Here is a 22,817-nt window from a genome sequence, read left to right as displayed (position 1 = left end):
CTTTTTTATGTCCTAAATTTTACGGATTCTGATGTTTTAAAATTACTTCTTTTAAATTTTAAAGAATAAATACTTTAAGCCAATCCAAATTCTATTATTCCTCCATTTAACTGCAGACTCATTTCGGCCATAAAAATCAAATTCCGAAACATGTAAAACGGTCAATAACGCTGACTTTACTTGAAATTAGTCCTCCAACTCAATTTATAGAATCCAATTTAACAACACCATTAATTACGATAGTTATATTTTGTGTTTTTTTTTATATATTTAACACATAATTAATCCTATAAAAAACTAATCTTTTTTTAGTAAAATCCATTTTTATGATGAAAAAATTACTTACCCTCTTAATCTTTGCAGTAATTACCTCCTTACAAGCTCAGGTTCAAAAAACACCAATGATTGAGCACTTTACTCAAGCCTCTTGTGGTCCATGTGCTTCTCAAAACCCAATATTACAAAACACACTTAATACTTTTGGTGAAGCAAACTATGTACGTATTTCTCACCAAACCTCTTGGCCAGGTGTTGACCCTATGAATGCTGTGTTTCCTGCTGGTCCTGAAGCTCGAAGAGCTTATTATAGCATTACAGGTGTACCAGACACTAGTTTAAATGGTGGTGCAACAAATTCACCTAATACCGTAGTAACCAGCGCAACACTTGCTGCTGCAGCTGCTCAAACAACACCATACAGCATCACAGCAACTCAATCTTGGGCAAATCCGAGTGAAGTTACTGTTAATATCGATGTAGAAAACGTTACAGGAACAGCAATATCTAGTGCAGATAAAATCTATGTAACTATGGTTGAAAAAGAAGTCGTCTATCCAAGTGCGCCAGGATCTAATGGAGAAACAAGTTTTGAATATGTAATGCGTCAAATGTACGATGCTAATACTGGTGCTGAAAATGCTACTACAGGTGCTAACTTAGCCGCTATACCTGCCAATACTACAACTAGTTTTAGCTTTACCCTTACAGATATACCTTCGTATGTGAGAGATAAAAGAGAAGTGAGTTTTGCCATATATATCCAAAACAATGCCACAAGAGTGATGCACCAAGCAGCAAAAACGCAGGCTTCAGATGTAATTCCTGGGGCGTTATCCGTTAATGCAGTTTCTACATCTACGGCAGGTAGTGGCTATTGTGATTATGACATCACACCAGGTATTACATTTACAAATAACGACGCTAATTCTACAGTAACAGAGGTTGTAGCTGAATACCAAATCAATAATGACGCACCTGTGCAACAAACATTTACAGGAAGTTTAAGTAATGGACAATCTACAACGATAACTTTCCCTTTGGCAACACTAGGTTCTGGGTCAAATGTAGTTTCAACTGAAATTGTATCGGTAAATGGTAGTCAAAGTTGGATAAGTCCTGCAGAGGTAACAATACCAAGTCTTACTATTCAAAAGTTAAATACCACTAGTATGGAAGCGCCATTTGTGGAAGATTTTGAAAGTGCTTTTTTTCCGGCAGGTGCTGCTATTACTCGCGATATTGACACGGCTATTTTTGATGTAGACGATTCCATTACACCACTTCAGTGTACCATAGTAGATGGACCAGCAAACAATTTAGGGGCTGTTGGTGGTTTTGGTGCTTCTAACCGTAGTATCATATTTCAATTTTGGGCTATCCAAAGTGGTGAAATGAATTTAATTTTTCAGAAAGCTGATTTAGGTACAAGTTCTACACTTACTTTTGACCACGCTTACCGTCAGTATGTCAATGAAAATGACAGATTAGAAATCTTAGTATCTACAGATTGTGGAGTTACTTGGACAGGTGTTTTTAATGAAGCTGGTAGTACATTAGCTACTTTAACTGCATCACAGACTCAATACTTTCCTTCTGGTGCTACTGGATGGGTTAGTAATTCTATTGACTTATCTGCTTATGACGATTTGGATGACGTAGTTATACGCTTTAAAGCAACTTCTGGTTATGGTAATAATTTGTTCATTGATAATATTAGCATGAACACAACATTATCATTAGAAGATGTATCGATATCAAATGCGGTTACATTGCATCCTAATCCTTCCTCAGATTTTATTCAAGTTTCTGGATTAAAAACATCTGAAACTTATTCAATTTACAATGTTTTAGGATCTAAAGTAAGCCAAGGAGTTATTACGAATAATCAAAACATTGATATTACGGCATTAACTAATGGTGTTTATTTCTTTAAATTTAATAACGGAAACACAATTAAATTTATTAAAGAGTAGTGAATTAAGACTATTTAATTTATAACAAAACCGTCTCAATATTTTATTGAGACGGTTTTTTATTTCGTAGATATTGACTTTACTTAATATAACGATTCAGGCGTGATGTTGTCCATATAAACATTTAACTTATTTATGTATTTTACAGCAAACCCTTGTTCTAAATTTTCTTCTGCGAAGAACACCACATTATCTTCAGCTCCCATCATCGTTATAGACATCTTATTTTTTTGCTTATTCAAAATGATGTAAGACACACGCTTGTCATAAGTATCGCGACTTGTAATATAGACAATACCAGACTCTAACTTATTATTTTTAAATAAGGCTTTGTGCTGTTCTATTCCATTTTCGTCATAACGAATCACTTCACCATTAATATAGTAGGTACCTAACGTATAGGTTAATCGTTTTTTATCCGAATCTTTATGATAGGCTATAGTTTGTGTTTCTTTACCATCTTTGTATTGAGACACGCGTTTGCCATTATCATCATATGCTACACGTTCTATAATGTTACCATCCTTATAGGTTTCTTGCGTTGGCTTTTTGTTGTAACCCGCTGAAATGGTCTTAATACCATCGTAAGGCAGGTTATCTTTATAGATTAAAGTGGCTATTTGTTTTCCTTCCTTATCGTAATATGCCGTTTTTCCGTTTAATTTATCATTTTTATAAGTTTCGGTAGACTCTAATACACCGTTATATTTATGTTTTTTAACAATACCTTCTTTTTTATCGTTGACATATTGCCCTTCTTCTAGGATGGTTTCTTGATTATAATCGAATTTTCTATAAACACCTTCTCGCTTTCCGTCTTTAATCGTAAATAGCATTCTAGTTATACCATCATAAACACTTCCTTCCCAGGGTTTTCCATCTTTATAAGTAGCTTCTGCGAAAACATCACCATTTTTTTTATAGTATTTTGAACAACACGCGATATCGATTTCTTCAACTAAAATAGCATTTACATCGCCATATCTCTGATAAGTGCCATAATCGAAACGTTTGAGTTTTGTCATATTTCCATTCATCTCCTGTTGCATAAGACGAATGATATTAGATTCACTAAAGAATTCATAGAGCGTTCCTTCTTTTTTAAGATAGTCATAGCTACCCATAAGTTCCTCTTTATCATTATAGAATTTACCAGACTTTTTATCGTAACCTTTATATTCAATATCACTTTGTTTAGAGCCATTGCTGTAATAAGTTACCTCTCGCGCTCTCGTATAACTGTTATCTTCAAAATATTCGGTACGCTTAAACTCAACATTTTCCGTTTCGCTCATATTTTTCACTCTAAATACGGTACGTTGTTTAACATAACCATTCTCATAAGTATCTATGCTTGCAATATCTGAGTCATAACCAACATAAAAGCGCTGACCAGCTATAGGCTTGGCATATTTATTTTGATAATCTATTTCTAAGGTTCCTAAAATTTGGCCTTCTTTATCAAAATACGTTTCAGATTCTTGGGTCTTCTCACTGAATACCAATTTTGTCTTAGGATAATAAGCCGTTTCTTTTACAAGTTCGCCTTCTTTGTAGATGGCCATTTTATCTCCTATAATTTCAGTACCTGTAAATGGATAGTAGTCTTTATAGACCATACGTGCAAATTCTTGTCCATTTTCATCATAACTTATTTGAAGTTCCTTTTTATTATCACTGTAATGCGTTATAGTCTTTAAGCTTCCATCACTATGACGTAACTCATCTTTTTGTAATTGACCATCTTGGTAAGTTTTTACAGATCTAATTAAATTTCTCTCATCAGGTTTGTAACTATAAGAAAAAAGATATTCGGTGCCATTTACAGGCTTTAAATACTCATTATTTATAACATAAGTTACACTTCCTAGTTCCTCACCATTCTTTGTATAAAATGTCTTTTTCAATTCGGGTTCCAGTTCAAATTTAGTTCTTAATTGCCCATTTGAATAGTAAACTGTTTCACCTAAAAGACGCTCAAAAGGATAGTACTTTATTTGCATTACACGCATAGGCTCGTAATAATAAAAAACCTCTTCACCTTTTGTATAGCCATTATCTAAAGTTTTTAACTCACCAATGAGCTCGCCGTTTTCTCCATAATATTTTGATAAAAAGCGACCTCCACTTACTTTTCTATAATTTTCATACCGAATACCTTCTAAATCCTTATCATAAATAATATCTACAATCGTGTCGTTTTTAATTTCGGTATAGTAGTTATTTCGTCTTTGATTTCTATTTTGAGCACCATCCACAAAAAAGCCATCTTTATAAATAGCAATCAGTTTCTTTTTGTTTAGAAACGTCAAAAACTTTCCATCGAGTCTATTGTTTTTATATTCTCCTTGCTGCAATAACTTGCCATCTTCCAAGTACCAACTTACAAGACCTTCCCAATTAGGCTTATCGTTAGTATGAGACAAGCCCGTCATTTGTAATTGACCAGAAGCATAATAATCTTCAATTCGGTACAAATTACCTTCCTGTTTTACTGGTGGACGAAAAAACGCTGCACTGTCTTTTATAGTTTCTTTCCAATCACTATTATAATATATGGTGTCTTGTTGTCCTTGAAGATTTAGAACAAACAAAATACAAGCCGCAAATAATAGAACGTATTTTTTGTTTGAATATTTTTCAGATAAAATCATAATGAATACTGTTTTAAATTATAATTATTAAAATTAAAAGATGCTTTTTAAAGCGTTGTTATACTATCAGAATCACATCTTTTTCCGAATGTAAATTTCAAACAAATGAAAACTAAAAATCACCCTGTTTTCAGTGTTTTTGGTTATACGGAAAAGCACTAAAAAAAGATATAAAACTAATTAAGGTTTAAATTTTAGAGGTAAGTGAATTACTTTTTTAGTCTCAAAAAATGGTTCTTCAAAATAATCGGATAATAAAAAGGCCTTGACGGATGTATAAGGTTTCAATTCTTCAGTTAAATCACCCCCTTTTAAATATAGAATACCGTTTTTCAGGTCATTCTTCTGCGTTTTTGCTGTTTTCCCTTTTACCCAAGAAGTAAACTCTGGCATAGTAGTGACTGCGCGACTCACAATAAAATCGAAAGTGCCGTTTATAGCTTCTACACGGCTATGTGTTGTTTTTATATTGTTAAGTTCTGTAGCCTCACAAACCGCATTAATAACTTTTAACTTTTTATTTATACTGTCCACCAAGTGAAATTGACACTCTGGAAACATAATAGCCAAAGGGACACCAGGAAACCCACCGCCTGTGCCTACATCTAAAATAGACGTTCCAGGTGTGAAGTTGATAACTTTAGCAATCCCTAAAGAATGTAGAACATGCTTCAGATAGAGCTCATCGATGTCTTTACGAGAAATGACATTTATCTTACCATTCCAATCCTTATACAAGGCTTCTAAAGCTTCAAATTGTTGGATTTGCAGCTCTGTTAAATTGGGAAAATACTTAAGAATAAGGTTCATTTTTGATAATTTCAACAAAAATACTTAATTTTAATCTGTATAATTTAACGTTCATCGAAATGGTTGCTTTTTAATTATTAACTATCTTTGCTTCGTTATATAGAATTATTCATTCTTTACGTTATAACATAAACTATTAGCATACATGTCAGAACAAACCGTATCTTTCTCACGCACAGACTCTGCGAAATTCTTTAGAACCCTTAACAAACGTGTTAACAACTATTTTAAAGAAAATAATCTTAAAAAAACTGGTAACTGGAAGCTTTATATAAAAGCCATTGTGATGTTTACCTTACTACTTGGTCCATTAATCTTATTATTAACTGTTGATTTGCCAGCTTGGTTGCGGGTAATATCTATGGTGGTGATTGGTGTTGGCATGGCAGGAGTTGGTATGAATGTGATGCACGATGCTAACCATGGTTCTTTTTCGAGTAAATCATGGGTAAATAAGCTGATGGGAAGTAGTATTCATATTTTGGCTGGCAACGATTACAATTGGAAAGTGCAGCACAATGTATTACACCATACCTACACAAACATACAAGGCCATGATGAAGATATTGATGCTGGCCGTATTATTCGCTTCTCCAAGCACTCTAAATGGTTAAAAATTCATCAATACCAAAAGTATTATGCTTTTTTACTTTATGGTTTATTAACTGTAAACTGGGCGATAACAACAGATTTTAAACAAACTTATCAATATCTTAAAAGAAAATTGTCTTATGGAGATTTTCCAAATCCTGTAACACAATGGACGAAATTAATTATAGGTAAAATATTGTACTATTCTATTTGGGTCGTATTACCGTTAGTTTTGGGCTATGCGTGGTGGCAAGTTTTACTTGGCTTTTTTATTATGCATTATACAGCAGGCATGATTTTAAGTGTCGTTTTTCAATTAGCACACGTTATGCCAAATACGGATATGCCACTACCTGATGAAAACGGTACTATGAAAAATACATGGGCCATTCACCAATTATTTACAACCTCTAATTTTTCTCCAAAAAGTTGGATTGTAGAATTTTACACAGGTGGCTTAAACAGGCAGGTTGAACACCATTTATTTTCTCATATTAGTCATGTGCACTACAAGCACATCGCAAAAATAGTAAGAGAAACTGCGCATGAATTTAGTTTACCTTACAACGAATACAAAACCATGTGGACAGCTATTGGTGAGCATTACCAGCAACTCAAGGAACTTGGCAAAAAACCAAGCATGGCTTAATCACATACAGAGATTTCAATAACTAACTATTTACAATGAACCAACTTTCGGATAGAATTAATAATCTATCGACATCAGCTACACTTGCCATGGCGGCAAAAGCGAGAGAATTACGAGCAGAAGGAAAAGATATTATTGGATTAAGCTTGGGAGAACCCGACTTTAATACTCCAGATTTCATTAAAGATGCTGCTATAGAAGCTATTAATCAAAATTACAATAGCTACACTCCAGTAGATGGTTATGTAGAATTGAAACAAGCGATCATTCAGAAATTTAAACGCGACAATAACCTCCACTACACGTTACCACAAATTGTTGTGTCTACAGGCGCAAAACAGTCTTTAGCTAATATCGCTGCTGTAATGCTTAACGCAGGTGATGAAGTTATTTTACCTTGTCCGTATTGGGTGAGTTATAGTGATATTGTAAAGTTAAGCGACGGAGTTCCTGTGGAAGTTGAAACCTCTATAGAAAACGATTTTAAAATGACCGCAGCGCAACTTGAAGGGGCCATTACACCAAAAACGAAAATGATTTGGTACAGTTCTCCTTGTAACCCAAGTGGTTCTGTTTACAGCGAAAAAGAATTGAGAGCTTTAGCTGATGTTTTACAAAAACATCCCAACATTTATGTGATTTCAGATGAAATTTACGAGCATATTAACTTTAAAGGCGACCACTGTAGTATAGCGCAATTTGAAGATATGTACGATAGAACAGTAACCGTCAATGGTGTCTCTAAAGCTTTTGCCATGACAGGCTGGAGAATTGGTTACATTGGCGCGCCAGATTGGATTGCTAGAGCTTGTAATAAAATGCAAGGGCAAATTACTAGTGGAGCTAATTGTATTGCACAACGTGCTGTAATTACTGCTTTAGAAGCAGATCCATCAAGTATTACCTACATGGTGGATGAATTTAAAGAAAGACGCAAACTTATTTTGAATCTCCTCAGCGAGATAGAAGGTTTTAAAACGAATGAACCAGAAGGTGCGTTTTACGTATTTCCAAATGTGTCGGCTTACTTCGGAAAAACAATCAAGGGTAAAACGATACATAATGCATCAGATTTCTCACTATTTTTATTAGAAGAAGCTTTGGTAGCTACTGTTACAGGTGAAGCTTTTGGTAATCCGGATTGTATTCGTATTTCTTATGCAGCGTCGCAAGATGATATAAAAGAAGCGGTAAGGCGCATAAAAGGGGCTTTGAGTTAGTATTCCCTCAATCCCTTTTTTATCTTTATAATAATTATTAGACCTCACAGGTTTTAAAAACCTGCGAGGTATTTACTTTTATAAAAAAACATCAAAACCAAACTGATGCTTATAACTGCTGATATACAGATTGTTTTTATGGTAAGTCGTTGATTTTCCTTTTCTAATTTCTGTCTAATGACTTTCAATTGACTTGGTGTCGCTTTCGGAACATCGCAAGTTGTGTTTTTACTTTTAGCATAGCCACCAAGTGTCTTTCTAAATCTTCTAGATTTATCAAGCCTTATACTTTTATTACTTTTTAAACTACTAATCATTGCTTCTCCTAATGGCATACACTCTTATCTTTAATCATTAAAACCATAAACTTTCTCTAATTCCGTTTGCCAAATAAACTAAAACGCAAATTAGAGCTAAGCATCCAAAAACGGTGTAAACGATTAGCTTAAACATTCTAGCTTTTCGTTCTTCTTTTAGTCGTTTACGGATGTTTTTTAATTGTTTAGTTGTCGCTTTAGGTAAATTATATTCCGTTTTTTTATCTGAATTATAACCACCTAGTCGATTCTTAAACTTATCGCGCTTCGGCAATAAGCCTCTGTTGTAAGTAATAACATTCATTGAGTTCGATGGCATAATTCCTAGATTTTAATTTAAAACAAGGGATACGAGATAATGCGTAACATATTTTAGTATGCCACAGACGTTATAAAAGGCACAAATACATGTGCCAGTTGAAAGATCAGGTAAATAGTATTTTGCGCTATTTTAGAATAAAGCGACTAAAGCGATAAGAAATACAGACAGTTTTAAAATAGCTGCAGTATGGTCTACTCTATTCAATTGAAACGCTTTTAAGCGTTGTCTCATACCAAATACGGATGTATTTGTAGGCTTACTAAAGTTTTGCTTAACAAGTGCTTTATAATTAGAGTTTAATAAGCCTTGCTTGGTAAAATGAATTCCCTTAATGGATTCTGATACAATTTCTAAAGAGGTGTTTACTGTTAATTCCATGGTTGATAAATTTTGTTTGGTTACATGAATATGACGCAGAACCATAACAAATGTTACAACATGTACCTCAACACGTTACAAAAATGAGATATTAAAAACCGTGGAACTATTAGTGAGAATATAGGCTGGCTATATTTTAAAAAATCTTTAAAAAAAGTTGAATATTTATCGATTCCTCCAAAAGAAAGGCGTCAACAATATCAGAACCGTAAACAATTCTAATCGTCCAATAAGCATTAAAAAAGAAGCCCACCATTTTCCTAAAGGTGGTAATGCAGAGTAATTATTTACAGGACGAAAATCACCTAAAGCTGGTCCAACATTTCCTAAACTAGACGCTGAAAGTCCTATAGCAGACGTAAAATCCATCTGAAACATAGAAAACACCAAAGCACCAATAATAAACGATAACATATATAGAATAAAAAAGCCTAAAACATTAAATACAATATCTTTTGAAACCGATTTTCCATTGTAACGCACAGGCAAAATCGCGTTAGGATGCAATGCACGCTTAAATTCTATAAAACTATTCTTAATTAAAATTAATTGACGTACCACTTTTACTCCACCCGAAGTACTACCAGCAGAACCACCTAAAAACATTAATCCGAAAAAGAAAACCGTTAAAAAGGGAGTCCAAAGGGTGTAATCTGCAGTCACAAAACCTGTAGTAGTGACTATGGCTAATACCTGAAACAAAGCATGTCTTATGGCACTTTCACCTTCACCCAAAACCATAGGATGATCTATTGTGGATTGCGAAATATCCGCTCTGAAGTAGATTAAAACGGACGCAATTGCTGTAAATATGACAATGAATTTAAAATAGAGTCGAAATTCTTCATCCTTTAAAATTTTAGAAACTTTCCCTTTAAACAAATAGTAACTCAACACAAAGTTAGTACCTGCTAAAAACATAAAGAATATAATGATGTATTGAATGGCAGGATTAGAATTCCAATGTGCAACACTGGCATTTTTAGTTGAAAATCCTCCTGTAGATACGGTACTTAAGGCGTGGTTAATCGCATCAAAAAAGGACATTCCAGCGACTTGTAATAAAATGGTTTCCGCAGCTGTATACCCTACATATATCAACCATAATCGTTTGGCTGTGTCTGTGATTCTTGGATGTAATTTATCTCCTCCTGGTCCGGGAGCTTCAGCAGCAAATAATTGCATACCACCGACCCCTAACAATGGTAAAATAGCTATGGCAAGTACAATGATTCCCATACCACCAATCCAATGGGTGGTACTTCTCCAAAATAATACTCCTTCAGGTATAATTTCAATATCGTTTAAAATACTGGCTCCTGTAGTGGTATAACCAGACATGGTTTCAAAAAAAGCATCGGTAAATGACGGAATCGCTTCTGTTGCCACATAAGGCAACGTACCAGAAAGTGACATCACAATCCAACCAAAAGCAACCACAATATACCCTTCGCGTTTATTCATTTCTTTGCGATGGTCCTTAGTCCTAAACATTGCTAAGATTCCTATGAGCAATGTTGCAATTCCGGCTAAAAATAATTGAAGCGTTACTCCATCTTTATAAATAAGACTGACTAAAGTTGCAATGAGCATAAAGCCACCATTGAACAAGAGTAATAGTCCAAAAAAGTGAAAGATGATTTTATAATTGAGCTTTATACGAGACATAATATAACCTTATGAGAAAAATGCTTCAACTTCTGAAATAGAACGCGGCAAACAACAGACGACCACACGATCTCCTGCTTCAATTTTAAAACTTCCGAGCGGAATTAAACCTTTTCCATCTCTAATGACTCCACCAAAAATAGCAGAACGTGGAAATTTCAATTCTTTAATCATCTTATTGGTAATTTTAGAATTTGGTTTTACCACGAATTCTAAAAGTTCCGCATTCATGTTGGTTAACTTGGTCATGGCGACCACTTCCCCTTTTCTAATATATCTAAAAATGTTATTCGCTGCTAATAGCTTTTTATTAATCAAGGTATCAATACCAATGGATTGCGATAATTGATAATAATCCATATTTTCAACTAGAGCAATAGTTTTCTTAACTCCCTTAGATTTTGCCAAAAGACAAGACATAATATTGGTTTCAGAATTTCCGGTAACCGCAATAAAGGCGTCCATATCTGAAATATTTTCTTCATCTAATATTTCTACATTTCTACCGTCTCCACAAATGACTAGAGCATTTGGTAAATCTTCAGCTAAATCTTCAGCAACACTTTTTTTACTTTCAACCAGTTTTACATTAAACTTACTAGCACAAAGATCTTTTGCAGTTTTATAACCGATTTGGCTACCACCAAGAATCATCACATCTTTAATATCTACTTTTACTTTTCCTGATAACTCAAAAAGCTCATCGTCACCACCTTTAGAAGTCATAAAAACAACTTTATCACCTTCTTTAAAAATGGTATCACCTCTCGGAATAATGGTGTATTGCGTCCCTAACCTTTGAATAGCAATGGGAATAAAGTGTAATTCTGAAAATAATTCTGCAGCTTGTTTTACAGTTTTATCTACAAAGGTTGCGGTTCTTGATAAACGTAAACCCAACATGGTTAATGCACCTTCCTCAAACTCATAAGTTTCGTTAAAGCCGTATTGATTTAATAGTAATTCAATCTCTGATGCTGCTAAAGATTCTGGCGAGATTAATTCATCAATTCCGAATTTGGAAAATCCTACCGTTTCCTTGTGTTCAATAAATTCTGTGTTCGAAATACGTGCAATGGTACGTTTGGCACCTAATTGTTTCGCCAAAACACATGCCGTAATATTTGTAGTTTCGGAGGAGGTTACTGCTATAAACAGTGCTGCCGTATCAATACGCGCATCTCTCAACACAGCTATAGACGTGGCATCGCCTTTTATAGTTCTTATATCTAAGTGCTCACCTGCATAGCCTAAGCTATCCTTTTTTGTATCAATTAAAGTGATTTCTTGAGACTCGTAAGACAAGAGCTTTGCTAAATGAAATCCGACTTCACCTGCACCTGCAATAATTATTTTCATGTGTATTTTTTCACTGTTTTTTTAAGATCATTCCGATCACTATCAGGACTGTTTAATTGTCATCATTCTATTTAAATCATAAGATTTTAAATAGGCTCGTTTCATTATATCCTGTTCGAAATAAACATGCAAATATACTTATTAGTTGATAAGTGCCTATAATTTGAAGTTATAAGTTGAAGAATGCTTGATGTATTAGAAGTTTCGTGTTCAAAGTTCATTATATGTAATACGTTCAAGTAGACACTCATAACTTTAAGCACTTAGCAAGTGTCCAAACTTTAAGTACTTATAAACTTTAGACACTTGCTAACTTCTTAGTATATTTACCAAAAATTTCTATGGCTGAAAAAGTAAACCCATATAAAGATAGTGACCAATCTAAAAAGGTTCAGGTGACGCAGATGTTCGATACGATTTCTAAGGAATACGACGGATTAAATCGTGTCATTTCTTTTGGTATTGATATAAAGTGGAGAAATAAGGTCGTAGAAATGGTTGCAAAAACCAATCCTGAAAACATTTTAGATATTGCCACAGGAACTGGTGATTTAGCAATTAGCCTAACCGCTACAAGTGCTAAAGACATTATTGGTTTAGATATTAGTGATGGCATGTTAGAGGTTGGTCGTAAAAAAATCAGTTCTAAAAAATTAGATGGTATCATTTCAATGGTTATTGGTGATTCTGAAGATTTACCGTTTGAAGATGATACATTCGATGCCATTACAGTTGCTTTTGGTGTGCGTAATTTTGAACATTTAGAAAAGGGATTAGCTGAAATTCTAAGAGTCTTAAAACCGAATGGTATTTTTGTGATTTTAGAAACCTCTGTGCCAACGAATCCAATTTATAAAGCAGGTTACAAAGTGCATACAAAAGTGGTTTTGCCTATTATTGGTAAACTATTTTCTAAAGATAGAGTGGCTTACAGTTATTTAAGTGAATCGGCTTCTGTTTTTCCTTATGGTGAAGCATTGAACAATATTTTAAGAAAAATTGGGTTTATTAATGTGAAAGATCTGCCACAAACCATGGGAGTAGCAACCATCTACTCAGCATCTAAAGCATAGTATGAAGAAATTAGTATATGTTATCGGGTTTTTGTTAACGTTTCAAAACGTTTCCGCCCAACTTTTCACTAAAGAAAAGGTCACGAACGCTGTAGACAATATAGATAAAAAACCAGTGACTTGGGGCTATTTTATTGGATTTAACCAATATGATTTTAATTTTGATTATAATCAAAACTTAGATGACATTCTAGTTGAAACAACCGCTGGATTCCATTTAGGTCTCATCGGAGATCTTCGTATTAACGATTACTTAAATTTAAGATTAGAACCTGGTGTTTTCTTTACCACTAGAAATTTACAATACAACGAAAGTTATTTTAGCGGTATCGATTTTAATAACTCAGACCTCTTAAGAGAGGTAAAATCTACTTACGTACATGTGCCACTTTTATTAAAAGTTTCAACAAAACGAATTAATAATTTTAAGCCATTTATCGTTGGAGGTTTTTCTGCTGCTTTAAATTTATCGAGCAACGCGGATAATCCTAATGATAATAGTGCCAATGAATTTAGAATGACGAGAACGACCTATTTCTACGAACTTGGTTTTGGTATTGATTTGTACCTACTCTATTTTAAATTTACACCGTCTATACGTGGCATTTTTGCCATGAATAATGAACTTATTCCTGATGCGGATCCAAATAGCCCTTGGACAGGCAACGTTGCTAAGATGCAAACACGAGGCGTTTTTATCAATTTTACATTTCAATAGTACGTCTCATAAACTCACTTAACACTATTGCAGTGGCATTAGCTACATTTAAGCTTTCTGTAGCTTTTGAGGTTCCAAATTGTGGAATGGTGATTTTTCTAGTCACCATGGTTTCAATAGCTTCAGAAATACCGTTAGCTTCATTGCCTAATACAATAATACCTTCTTGTGGCAAGTCTGTGGTATAGATGTTTTCTCCAGACAAAAATGTTCCGAACACTTCAGTCTTAGACGCTTCTATATACGTTATGAGATCTAAATACTGCACATTAACGCGTGTTAAAGAACCCATTGTTGCTTGAACCACTTTAGAGTTATAGCAATCAACGGTATTTACACTACACACCAAATTTTTAATATTATACCAATCGCACAATCTAATGATGGTACCTAAATTACCTGGATCCCTTACATCGTCTAAAGCCACAACCAAGCCATTTTGTTGCGTTAACTTTGGCTCTGGAATTTCAAAAACAGCTAAAGCAGTATTCGGATTTTTTAGTGACGATATTTTATTTAATTCGGTCTCAGAAATTTCATTAATTAGGTGCTTAGGCGCTTCAAAAACAGATTTAGTAGTCCATAAATTATTCAATTTATAATCTGACTTTAAAAATTCTGTAATGCCTTTAATGCCTTCAACAATAAACAAACCTTCTTCTTGTCTATTCTTTTTTTGACCTAAACTTTTAATTAACTTTATTTGATTCTTTGATAACATTAAAATGTCTTTACATTTGTTAGACCTAAATACAAAGTAAACCTTTTTTGTTTAAATAAGGTTTCTAATTTAGAAGTGGTATTATTTTTGTTTCACTAACACATCATACAAATAAAAACCCTCGTTTGAGTTCGCAACATTTTACATCACCATCATTGATTAACTTCAAAATGCACTACCGTTGCATCTTGCTAGTTGTTGGTGCTTTGATGTTAAGTTCTTGTAATGTTGTAAAACGTGTAAAAACCAATGAACACCTTATTACGAGCAATACCATTTTAGAAGACAGTACCAAAATTACAAATGAGCGTATTAATAACATCATTTTACAACGCACCAATTCCGGAATGCGAAAAATTTTAAGTTTTCCACTAAAACTTCACATCTATAACCTTGCGAGGCCAAATATAGATTCCATATTGTATGCTGATGTGTTAAATGATACTTCTAAAGTAAGACGACGTACCAAATTACTATCTAAAAAACAGTTTAATAAGCTGATAGAATCGCGACGTGATTTTAACGCATGGCTTAAACGTACTGGAGAGGCTCCTGTGATTTACGATGGTGAAAAAACGATAAAAACGGCGAATAATTTAAGAAAGTACTATTACAGTAAAGGCTGGTTTAACAATGAAATTACATTTAATGTTGAAAAAGATAGTACTAAAAAAGCGCAGGTAACGTATCATGTCAAAAAAAATAAACCTTATGTTTTAGATTCTTTAAAACCTTTTATTAGCAGTACTGCCATTGATTCACTCTACAGTCAATTTAGTGAAAATACTCTATTAAAAAAAGGCGAACAATACGACGAACAGCGTTATGAAAATGAACGCGAACGTATCAACAAATACCTCAGAAATAGAGGTTTTTATCACTTTGGACAAGATTATATTCGTTTTGAAATGGATACAATTAACACCAACCATAAAGTACATACGGATTTAATTATAGCCAACCGAACGATTAGAGGTGATGACTCCACCACAACAGCACCTTTTAAAATTTATAAAATAAAAGACGTCAATATTTTTACGGATGATAATTACAGTAACAGAAACCAACCGATTATTGATACCACCATCTATAAAAACGTTAATCTGTACAGTAAAGAAAAATTAAGGTTTAGACCAAAGGCGTTAACCGATGCTGTTTTTTTAACACAAGGAGATACTTACAGTGATTTAGCTAGAAGCCGAACCCAGCGTTACCTCAACGATTTGCAAATGTTTAGATACCCAAACGTAGATTTTGTTGAAAACGAGGCAGACAGCACCTTAACGGCTAATATTTTTTTAGAACCTAAAAAGAAATACGGTTTAAGTTTTGATCCTGAAATTAATACCAGTAACATACAAACCATTGGCTTTTCATTTAGCTCTGGTTTAAAAATTAGAAATATTTTTAGAGGTGCCGAAACCTTAGATATTTCTGGAGTTGCAGCAATTGGTGCTTCTAGAAATCCTAGTGCTAATGAAACAAGTTTTTTTGATATTAACGAATTTGGTGCCAATATTCGTTTAACCATACCAAGACTGTTTAGTCCTTTTAATACGGATAAAATTATCCCTAAATACATGTCGCCAAGCACCATCATCAACTTATCGGCAACAAGTCAACAAAACATAGGTCTCGATAAACAGGCCATTTCTAGTATCTATAGTTACAATTGGTTTCCGTCTTCAACCGTAACAAATACTTTAGAATTATTTAATGTCAACTTTGTAAAAAATCTAAATACCAGTAATTATTTTGGTGTCTATACCAGTTCTTTTGCCAGTTTAAATACCATTGCACGAAACATCAATTATATAGATGATGATGAAATTCTATTTGATGGCAGCATTCCAAATAGTTTTGCACCAGCAGATGTATTTATTAATGATGTTTTAACAGGAAATGAAACCTTGAGTGCTGCCGATTTTCAAGCCGTAAATAATATCGAAGAACGTAGAGAACGACTCACCGAAAATAACCTTATTTTTTCTACCAGTTTCGATTATAAAAAAGACAAACGAAAAAGCACTTTCGATAATGACTTTTCAGTTTTTAAATGGCGTGTAGAATTGGCTGGTAATTTACTTGCAAATGTTTCTAGTCTTATCGGATCAGAGAAAAATGATAATAATTACGAAATTTTTGGTGTTGCCTTTTCGCAATATATAAAGACCGAAATAGATTATATAAAATATATTGATCTTGGTAAAAAGAATGTCTTCGCGTTTAGAAGTTACGCAGGTATTGCTATTCCTTATGGTAACTCTAATAACATTCCGTTTGCAGAAAGTTTTTTCGCAGGAGGACCAAATGACAACAGAGCATGGACTGCCTTTAACTTAGGTCCAGGAAGTTCTAAAACTACCAACGAATTTAATGAAGCTAACTTTAAACTTCATTTAAGTGCAGAACAGCGTTTTAGCTTATTTGGAGCCTTTCAAGGAGCTGTTTTTGTCGATGCTGGTAACATTTGGAATGTATTAGATAATGTTGAAGATGAAGCTGCCACACTAAACGATTTTAGATCTTTACAAGATATTGCAGTAGGCTCTGGTTTCGGAATTCGGTATGATTTTGATTTTTTTGTTCTTCGTTTTGATGTTGGTTTTAAAACCTACGATCCATCGCAAGATATCAGTAATCGTTGGTTTAGAGACTATAATTTCAGAAATGCCGTATATAATATCGGTATTAATTATCCTTTTTAAAACCGGTCCTATTCTTTTTTTCAGCAACGTCTCTTATTTTGTCATTTCGGCATAATTTTAATAATGAGCCAAAATCGAAACCAATCGCCATTGTGCTAACAGGCTAAAAACGATAACGTTTTCGATATTATATAACTGTATAGTCTCAATAAATAATCAAAAATTCCGTATTTTTGAGACTTAAATTTTCAATACTAATAAATTATGAGTCATAATATTAAACCTGGAGTTGCTACAGGAAAAGAAGTTCAAAATATTTTTAATTACGCTAAAGAAAAAGGCTTTGCCTTGCCTGCTGTAAACGTTATTGGGTCTAACACTATCAATGGTGTTTTAGAAACTGCAAAAGCATTAAATGCTCCAGTTATTATTCAGTTTTCAAATGGTGGAGCGCAATTTAATGCTGGTAAAGGTTTAAGTAACGAAGGCCAAAAAGCCGCCATTGCTGGTTCTATTGCTGGTGCAAAACACGTTCACCAAATGGCAGAAGCTTATGGAGTACCTGTAATTTTGCATACAGACCACTGCGCTAAAAAATTATTACCTTGGATTGACGGTTTATTAGACGCAAGTGAGCAACATTTTAAAGAAACAGGAAAGTCGCTTTACAGTTCTCATATGATTGATTTATCTGAAGAGCCTCTTGAAGAAAACATAGCAATCTGTAAAACATATCTTGAGCGTATGAGCAAAATGGGTATGACTTTAGAAATTGAATTAGGAATTACAGGTGGTGAAGAAGATGGTGTAGATAATAGTGATGTTGATGATTCTAAATTATACACACAGCCTGAAGAAGTAGCTTATGCTTATGAAGAATTAAGTAAAGTAAGCGATCAGTTTACCATTGCAGCTGCTTTCGGAAACGTGCATGGTGTTTACAGACCTGGAAACGTAAAATTGACACCGAAAATCTTAAAGAATTCGCAAGAACACATTACTAAAAAGTATGGTGTAGAGCATAATCATATCGATTTTGTTTTTCATGGTGGATCTGGTTCTACAGTTGAAGAAATTAGAGAAGGTATAAGCTATGGTGTTATAAAAATGAATATTGATACCGACATGCAATATGCTTTTTTAAGTGGTGTTAGAGATTATGTACTCGACAAAAAAGACTACTTACAAACGCAAATCGGTAATCCTGATGGTAACGATATTCCTAACAAAAAGTATTACGATCCACGTGTTTGGTTGCGTAAAGGTGAAGATGCTTTTGTTGATAGATTGAAAAAAGCTTTTGAGGATCTCAATAACGTAGACACTTTATAAGTTTATTTTAAATAAATTGTATTGACCCATTAGAACTTGTTATCAGAGTTTTAATGGGTTTTTATTTGGGTCTAAAAACATGAATATTGAGATACTTTTCTCTATTTTTGAGTTATATTCAATAAAATAGTAAGTTTGTACGCAATACGTAAGTAATAAACAACACACTAAAAATAGATTTAAGATTGTAGTGATCTAAAATCATAAACCTGTCCTTAACATCAACCAACCCTTATTAAATGAGATGTAAAAGGATTAAAATCGTAACCTAAATATGGCTTGGTTTAAAAGAAAAGATAAAGGTATTCATACCTCAACCGAAGAAAAAAAAGACACACCTAAAGGACTTTGGTATAAATCTCCTACAGGAAAGATTATAGACACTAAAGAACTTGAGCAGAATTTTTATGTGAGTCCAGAAGACGGCTACCATGTAAGAATAGGAAGTAATGAATATTTTCAAATTTTATTTGACGATAATAAATACAAAGAATTAGATGCCAATTTAACATCTAAAGATCCGCTTAAATTTGAAGACACCAAAAAATACCCAGATCGCTTAAAAGCCGCACAAAAAAAGACCAATCTTAAGGACGCAGTGCGCACCGCAGTTGGTAAATCTAACGGAAACGATTTAGTTATAGCCTGTATGGATTTTAGCTTTATTGGTGGCTCTATGGGAAGTGTTGTTGGTGAAAAAATTGCTAGAGCAGCAGATTATGCGCTTAAGAAAAAAACACCTTTAATGATTATTAGTAAATCTGGTGGTGCACGTATGATGGAAGCCGCTTTATCTTTAATGCAATTAGCTAAAACTTCTGTAAAACTCGCACAGTTGGCAGATGCAGGTATTCCTTATATTTCTTTATGTACAGATCCCACAACAGGCGGAACAACAGCTTCTTTTGCTATGTTAGGAGATATTAATATTGCAGAACCTGGTGCTTTAATCGGTTTTGCAGGTCCTAGGATTGTGAGAGACACCACAGGAAAGGAATTGCCAGAAGGGTTTCAGACTTCAGAATTTTTGTTAGAACACGGCTTTTTAGATTTCATTACACATCGTAAAGATTTAAAGACGAAGGTGAATTTATATATCGATTTGATTAAGAATCAGCCGATAAGAGCTTAAATTGAAATATAAAAAAGAGGTTTAAATAGCCTCTTTTTTTTGTGCTTTCATTTAAAATGAATATATTTCGCCCTTAACCTTGTTAACCTTTTGAATTATAACAAACTAAAGGTTAAACTAAAAAACCCAAAACGATGAAAATTACAAAACAAATTAGCCTTTTATTATTAGTAATGATTACGGCCTTTGCCTGCGAAGATCTTGATGAATTAACAGAATTTGATATCAATGGAGATCTTTCTACCAGTTTCAGTGTTGCTGTTACCGAAGATTCTGAAGGCATGCCAGCAGAATTCTCAGAAAATTCAACGATTGATTTAGCCTCTAATGTTGACATTCAATCTAGTATTGATTTAATACAAGGCGTTACAGTCAATGATTTAACCTATGAAATTGATAACTTTGAAGGAGCACCAAATGCAACTTTAACCGAAGGTACATTTACTTTTGGCAGTACAACGATTTCAATAACAGATGTTAATCTTGAAGAATCTGATGACAACAATACCGTGTACACTATTGAAGATGCTGCTGCTTTAAATGCTATTGCCAGTGCATTAGCCAATGAAAGCTCTATTACAGCTTCTGTAAACGGAACCGTAAGTGGTACACCTGTATCTTTTGATATTCTATTAGAATTAGATGTTACAACCACAGTTGATGTGTTATAAGAACACTTTCAAATATTAAACCTAACAATGAGCCTTTCGCAATTACTGAAAGGCTCATTTTTTTGCTCTAGTATTTAGTTGATGACTAGCATTTTTAAAATACACAGAAAACTCAGTACCGACATCTACTTCGCTCGAAACTTCTATTTTTCCGCCTAAAGATTCAATATGGTTTTTAGTGATAAAAAGGCCAATACCAATGGCATCTTCGTTATAATGAAAGGTTTTATACATCTGAAAAAGTGCTTCACCAAACTTATCTAAATCAATCCCAAGACCATTATCTCTAATGCTTAAGACCACATAATCGTTTTCAATTTTAGAAGATAATTCTATAATAGGCTTTCTTTTTTCGGACTTATATTTAATAGCATTGGTTAAAAAATTAAGAATAATACTATCGAGATAAGCTGGCACACCTTTAATGCAAATGTCTTCGTCAACTTCGTTATAAATTGTGGCTTCTGCATTCTGTGCTAAAGCGATAATATTATAAGTCGCTTTTTCTACAAAATCATATAAATTGAGACTTTGCATTTTAGCATCTTCAATTTCTTTAATTTTAGCCACCTCAGTTAAATGCGATACCGTTTCTTGAAGATTTTCAATAGCTTTTTTTAAAAGTTGATAATTCTCATTTTTATTTAAATTAGAAAAATCACTTTCTAAAAATTCGGTAAGGGTAGACAAATTACCAGAGTGCGACCGTAAATTATGCGTTACTATATTAGCAAACGATTGCAGTCGTTCGTTTTGCTCTTTGGCTACGCTAAGCATGTCTTTAAGTTTATACTGATTTTTTTGACGTTTGGTAATGTCAGAAAATTGCCAAATCATATGTGGTCTTCCCTCTTTAAAGTAGACTAAAGACACATAAATTAGCATCCAAATAATAGATCCATCTTTATGAAAATAGCGTTGTTTAACACGATATTTATCAATCTTACCAGAAATGAGTTTTTCAAACTTTCCGTCGTGAGCCGCTAAATCTTGGGCATAAATAATATTACTAATGTCCATATTAAAAAGTTCCCATCTAGTGAAACCAAAAATATCGCAAACACTTTCATTGACCTTTAACCAATTGCCATCTAAACTGACAATAGCAATGCCGTTATACGTATTATTAAACACGCGCTCTAAAACATCGTATGCGTTAGAGAAATTCCGAAGTTGATTTGACACTTTCATTCATTCAATTTAAAGGGATTAATTATTGAAAGCGGTCAGTTAGTAAAAGGAATGCATGGCATAAAATGAGGTAAACACTCACTTATTATAGGATTAAGTTACAAAATAAATATCAAATCACAAAAAAATAGTATATTTGCCGCTTGAAAGAAAAACTTTCATAGTACATAACAATCATTTACAATAATATTAGAATGTATTTAGATCCAAAAGAAAAAGAAGCCATCTTTAAGAAACACGGTAAAGATGCAAAAGACACAGGTTCTGCAGAAGGGCAAATTGCTTTGTTTACTTACAGAATTAATTACTTAACTGAACACCTTAAAAGAAATCGTAAAGATTATAATACGGAACGTTCATTAGTGAAATTAGTAGGTAAGAGAAGAAGCTTACTAGATTACCTAACTAAGAAAGATGTCTTAAGATATCGTGCTATAGTAAAAGAATTAGGATTAAGAAAATAATCTCAATAAAAAGACCACGCCTAACAGCGTGGTTTTTTTGGTATAAAAACAACTCGGTTTTGGACGAGTATAAAAACCAAAGTTGAAGAATAAGCATGAGATCCTGAAACAAGTTCAGGACTAGCAGTTTTTCATTGGTCACACAACAACTACACACAACAACACAACGACCATTGTTTAACATTTTTTGCTGAGCATTTCGACTACGCTCAATGACCGGCAAAAAAAAGAATTAAAAAAATTTATGATTCCAAAAGTATTTAGAGAGGTCATTGACCTTGGTGATGGTAGAGAAATTTCTATCGAAACCGGAAAATTAGCAAAACAAGCGCATGGTAGCGTTGTGGTGCAATCAGGAAAATGTATGTTATTATGTACAGTTGTTTCCAATTACGAACAAAAAGACCTTGGTTTTCTACCATTAACAGTAGATTACAGAGAAAAATTTGCTGCTGCAGGTCGCTATCCAGGTGGTTTCTTTAAAAGAGAAGCAAGACCTAGTGATGGCGAAGTATTAACAATGCGATTAGTAGACAGAGTATTACGTCCATTATTCCCAAAAGATTACCATTCTGAAACTCAAGTGATGATACAGTTAATGTCTCATGACCCAGAAGTTATGCCAGATGCAATGGCAGGATTAGCGG

The 22,817-nt window shown here is 33.7% G+C and carries 19 protein-coding genes and 1 pseudogene; 11 read left to right on the top strand and 9 right to left on the bottom strand.

The window, feature by feature from the left end:
- The first annotated feature begins 326 nt into the window (after window positions 1-326).
- Window positions 327-2,252: a T9SS type A sorting domain-containing protein gene (locus AB8B52_RS07215; RefSeq protein ID WP_406026651.1), complete on the top strand. Its 1,926-nt coding sequence runs from the start codon at window positions 327-329 to the stop codon at window positions 2,250-2,252.
- An 83-nt stretch (window positions 2,253-2,335) separates the two neighbouring features.
- Here AB8B52_RS07215 and AB8B52_RS07210 read toward each other — a convergent pair whose 3' ends face one another.
- Together AB8B52_RS07210 and rsmG are read right to left on the bottom strand one after the other, a co-directional pair.
- On the bottom strand, window positions 2,336-4,906 hold the full coding sequence (locus AB8B52_RS07210) for a toxin-antitoxin system YwqK family antitoxin (RefSeq protein ID WP_406026649.1): 2,571 nt from the start codon (window positions 4,904-4,906) through the stop codon (window positions 2,336-2,338).
- 180 nt (window positions 4,907-5,086) lie between these two features.
- Window positions 5,087-5,716, bottom strand: a complete 630-nt coding sequence (gene rsmG, locus AB8B52_RS07205) for a 16S rRNA (guanine(527)-N(7))-methyltransferase RsmG (protein ID WP_406026647.1) — start codon at window positions 5,714-5,716, stop codon at window positions 5,087-5,089.
- A gap of 145 nt (window positions 5,717-5,861) precedes the next feature.
- Between rsmG and AB8B52_RS07200 the strand changes: the two genes are divergently transcribed.
- A complete protein-coding gene (locus AB8B52_RS07200; protein ID WP_406026645.1) occupies window positions 5,862-6,956 on the top strand; it encodes a fatty acid desaturase family protein in 1,095 nt (364 codons plus the stop codon).
- A gap of 35 nt (window positions 6,957-6,991) precedes the next feature.
- Window positions 6,992-8,176: a pyridoxal phosphate-dependent aminotransferase gene (locus AB8B52_RS07195; RefSeq protein WP_406026643.1), complete on the top strand. Its 1,185-nt coding sequence runs from the start codon at window positions 6,992-6,994 to the stop codon at window positions 8,174-8,176.
- Window positions 8,177-8,229: 53 nt separating this feature from the next.
- On the opposite strand, the gene AB8B52_RS07190 is transcribed toward AB8B52_RS07195, so the two are convergent.
- The 5 genes from AB8B52_RS07190 to trkA form a co-directional block, all read right to left on the bottom strand.
- Window positions 8,230-8,511 (bottom strand): hypothetical protein, encoded by a 282-nt coding sequence (locus AB8B52_RS07190; protein WP_406026641.1) that lies wholly within the window; start codon window positions 8,509-8,511, stop codon window positions 8,230-8,232.
- 19 nt (window positions 8,512-8,530) lie between these two features.
- Window positions 8,531-8,812, bottom strand: a complete 282-nt coding sequence (locus AB8B52_RS07185) for a hypothetical protein (protein WP_406026639.1) — start codon at window positions 8,810-8,812, stop codon at window positions 8,531-8,533.
- Between the two features lie 132 nt (window positions 8,813-8,944).
- Window positions 8,945-9,193, bottom strand: coding sequence for a hypothetical protein (locus AB8B52_RS07180; RefSeq protein ID WP_406026637.1), 249 nt, complete (start codon window positions 9,191-9,193; stop codon window positions 8,945-8,947).
- Window positions 9,194-9,358: 165 nt separating this feature from the next.
- The gene (locus tag AB8B52_RS07175; RefSeq protein ID WP_406026635.1) at window positions 9,359-10,861 is read right to left on the bottom strand and encodes a TrkH family potassium uptake protein; all 1,503 of its coding nucleotides are present in this window, start codon (window positions 10,859-10,861) and stop codon (window positions 9,359-9,361) included.
- A 9-nt stretch (window positions 10,862-10,870) separates the two neighbouring features.
- Window positions 10,871-12,220 carry a Trk system potassium transporter TrkA gene (trkA, locus tag AB8B52_RS07170; RefSeq protein WP_406026633.1) on the bottom strand — a complete coding sequence of 450 codons (1,350 nt, stop codon included), beginning with the start codon at window positions 12,218-12,220 and terminating at the stop codon, window positions 10,871-10,873.
- A 341-nt stretch (window positions 12,221-12,561) separates the two neighbouring features.
- On the opposite strand from trkA, the gene ubiE reads away from it, so the two are divergent.
- On the top strand, window positions 12,562-13,293 hold the full coding sequence (gene ubiE / locus AB8B52_RS07165) for a bifunctional demethylmenaquinone methyltransferase/2-methoxy-6-polyprenyl-1,4-benzoquinol methylase UbiE (protein WP_406026631.1): 732 nt from the start codon (window positions 12,562-12,564) through the stop codon (window positions 13,291-13,293).
- 1 nt (window position 13,294) lies between these two features.
- Window positions 13,295-14,011, top strand: a complete 717-nt coding sequence (locus AB8B52_RS07160) for a porin family protein (protein ID WP_406026629.1) — start codon at window positions 13,295-13,297, stop codon at window positions 14,009-14,011.
- Here the strand turns inward: AB8B52_RS07160 and AB8B52_RS07155 are convergent.
- Window positions 13,998-14,732 (bottom strand): TrmH family RNA methyltransferase, encoded by a 735-nt coding sequence (locus AB8B52_RS07155; RefSeq protein WP_406026627.1) that lies wholly within the window; start codon window positions 14,730-14,732, stop codon window positions 13,998-14,000. The genes AB8B52_RS07160 and AB8B52_RS07155 overlap by 14 nt on opposite strands.
- A 125-nt stretch (window positions 14,733-14,857) precedes the next feature.
- Between AB8B52_RS07155 and AB8B52_RS07150 the strand changes: the two genes are divergently transcribed.
- The 4 genes from AB8B52_RS07150 to AB8B52_RS07135 all read left to right on the top strand — a co-directional run bounded on the left by AB8B52_RS07150 (window position 14,858) and on the right by AB8B52_RS07135 (window position 20,515).
- Window positions 14,858-17,440 carry a BamA/TamA family outer membrane protein gene (locus AB8B52_RS07150; RefSeq protein ID WP_406026625.1) on the top strand — a complete coding sequence of 861 codons (2,583 nt, stop codon included), beginning with the start codon at window positions 14,858-14,860 and terminating at the stop codon, window positions 17,438-17,440.
- A 204-nt stretch (window positions 17,441-17,644) separates the two neighbouring features.
- Window positions 17,645-18,712, top strand: a complete 1,068-nt coding sequence (gene fbaA, locus AB8B52_RS07145) for a class II fructose-bisphosphate aldolase (RefSeq protein ID WP_406026623.1) — start codon at window positions 17,645-17,647, stop codon at window positions 18,710-18,712.
- A 274-nt stretch (window positions 18,713-18,986) separates the two neighbouring features.
- Window positions 18,987-19,844, top strand: a complete 858-nt coding sequence (accD, locus tag AB8B52_RS07140) for an acetyl-CoA carboxylase, carboxyltransferase subunit beta (RefSeq protein WP_406026621.1) — start codon at window positions 18,987-18,989, stop codon at window positions 19,842-19,844.
- Between the two features lie 134 nt (window positions 19,845-19,978).
- Window positions 19,979-20,515 carry a hypothetical protein gene (locus tag AB8B52_RS07135; protein ID WP_406026619.1) on the top strand — a complete coding sequence of 179 codons (537 nt, stop codon included), beginning with the start codon at window positions 19,979-19,981 and terminating at the stop codon, window positions 20,513-20,515.
- Window positions 20,516-20,569: 54 nt separating this feature from the next.
- On the opposite strand, the gene AB8B52_RS07130 is transcribed toward AB8B52_RS07135, so the two are convergent.
- Entirely contained in the window at window positions 20,570-21,706 is a 1,137-nt protein-coding gene (locus AB8B52_RS07130; RefSeq protein ID WP_406026617.1) for a PAS domain S-box protein, read from the bottom strand.
- A 194-nt stretch (window positions 21,707-21,900) separates the two neighbouring features.
- Here AB8B52_RS07130 and rpsO point away from each other — a divergent pair, with 194 nt between their 5' ends.
- Complete coding sequence (gene rpsO, locus AB8B52_RS07125) at window positions 21,901-22,170, top strand: 30S ribosomal protein S15 (protein WP_406026615.1); 270 nt, start codon at window positions 21,901-21,903, stop codon at window positions 22,168-22,170.
- A 244-nt stretch (window positions 22,171-22,414) separates the two neighbouring features.
- Window positions 22,415-22,817: pseudogene (locus tag AB8B52_RS07120) on the top strand (polyribonucleotide nucleotidyltransferase); the annotation flags it as partial.

It is taken from the genome of Winogradskyella sp. (assembly GCF_045105575.1).
Lineage (GTDB): Bacteria > Bacteroidota > Bacteroidia > Flavobacteriales > Flavobacteriaceae > Winogradskyella.
The sequence above is the reverse complement of the archived record's forward strand: the minus strand, read 5'-3'. Positions and strand labels throughout refer to the sequence as shown.